Source organism: Paracoccus benzoatiresistens (genome assembly GCF_026913015.1).
In the GTDB taxonomy this organism is placed as follows: Bacteria; Pseudomonadota; Alphaproteobacteria; order Rhodobacterales; family Rhodobacteraceae; genus Paracoccus; species Paracoccus benzoatiresistens.
Genome location: NZ_JAPTYD010000152.1, coordinates 1 through 1,477 on the forward strand (window position 1 = coordinate 1; position 1,477 = coordinate 1,477).

A 1,477-nucleotide genomic window follows, 5' to 3' on the forward strand; every position below is an offset into this window, starting at 1 on the left:
CCGATAAGCCCGTCACGGAGCGCGGCGACAGGGTCGGCAGGGTCGATGGAGGCGAGAAACGGGGCGAACGGGTCTTGGGGCACGGCTGGTCTCCTTTGGGTCATTCAAGGATAGACCGAGTTTTCCCAATCAGATCGCGCTGATTTCGTCTGGAGCGGCGTTCGTTTCGATCATATGAACGACAATATGACGAATCTTGATGTGATCGATCTGCGGATCCTGACAACGCTGCAGCGCGATTCGTCGCTGTCGCAGCGGCAGGTGGCCGAACGCGTGGGGCTGTCTCAGAATGCCTGCTGGCGGCGCGTGCAGGCCATGCAGGCGGCAGGCCTCCTGAAGGGCTCGCAGGCGCGCGTGGACCTGGCGGCCCTGGGGCTTGACCTGACCGTCTTCGTGATGATCCGCAGCCGACATCATGCGCGTGACTGGGTCGATCGCTTTTCCCGGCATGTCCAGGCCCTGCCCGAGGTGATCGACTTCAACCGCATCGGCGGCGAATGGGATTACCTTCTGAAGATCGTCACGCCCGGCATGGCGGGCTATGACCGATTCTACCAGAAGCTGATCGACGGATTCGAGTTCGACAAGGTGACCGGCCTCTTCTCGATGGAACAAATCCTCGACAACCGGCCCATCGACCTCAACCGGATGATCTGACCCTTCAGGTCCAGTCCAGGACGACCTTGCCGCTGGAACCCGCGCGCATGACCTCGAAGCCGGTGCGGAAATCATCGACCGGGAAGCGGTGGGTGATGACCTTGCGGATATCCAGGCCGTTTTCCAGCATCGCGATCATCTTGTACCACGTCTCGAAGATCTCGCGGCCATAGACGCCTTTCACCGTGATGGCCTTGAAGACGATCCGGCTCCAGTCCACGGGCGACTTGCCGGGCGGGATGCCCAGCATGGCGATGCGCCCGCCCATCACCAGGCTTTCGATCATCTGGTCAAGAGCTGCCTGGTTGCCCGACATCTCCATGCCGACATCGAAGCCCTGCTTCATCCGCAGCCGGGCCTGGACCGCCGCCAGATCCTCGGCCAGGACATTGACCGGCACCACATCCGCGACCGAGGCCGCCAGATCCAGCCGGTCCTGGTTGACGTCGGTGATGACTACGTGACGCGCCCCCACATGACGCGCCACCGCGGCGGCCATGATCCCGATGGGGCCCGCGCCGGTGATCAGCACGTCCTCGCCCACCAGATCGAAGGACAGCGCGGTGTGGACGGCGTTGCCCAGCGGATCAAGGATCGCGCCGATCTCGTCGTCGATGCCGTCGGGCAGCGGCACCACGTTGAAGGCCGGCAGCCGCAGGTACTGGGCGAAGGCGCCCTGTTCGTTGACGCCGATGCCGCGCGTTTCCGGATCGAGGTGGAACTTGCCCGCCCGGCTCTGGCGGGAATCCTTCGAGATGAGATGCCCCTCGCCGGAACAGCGCTGCCCGACGGACAGGCCCGTGACGTTGCGGCCCAGTTC

General features: G+C 63.9%; 2 protein-coding genes. One reads left to right on the top strand and one right to left on the bottom strand.

The features are described 5' to 3' along the window. The first annotated feature begins 186 nt into the window (after positions 1 to 186). Positions 187 to 657 carry an Lrp/AsnC family transcriptional regulator gene (locus OU682_RS23920; protein WP_268944672.1) on the top strand — a complete coding sequence of 157 codons (471 nt, stop codon included), beginning with the start codon at positions 187 to 189 and terminating at the stop codon, positions 655 to 657. 4 nt (positions 658 to 661) lie between these two features. Here the strand turns inward: OU682_RS23920 and tdh are convergent. Continuing rightward, positions 662 to 1,477, bottom strand: an 816-nt coding sequence (gene tdh / locus OU682_RS23925; protein WP_268944673.1) for an L-threonine 3-dehydrogenase, incomplete at its 5' end; no start/stop codon positions are given.

What these genes read in the sequence shown, in the direction of transcription:
- OU682_RS23920 (WP_268944672.1), top strand. Translation starts at nt 187, where the DNA reads ATGACGAATCTTGATGTGATCGATCTGCGGATCCTGACAACGCTGCAG.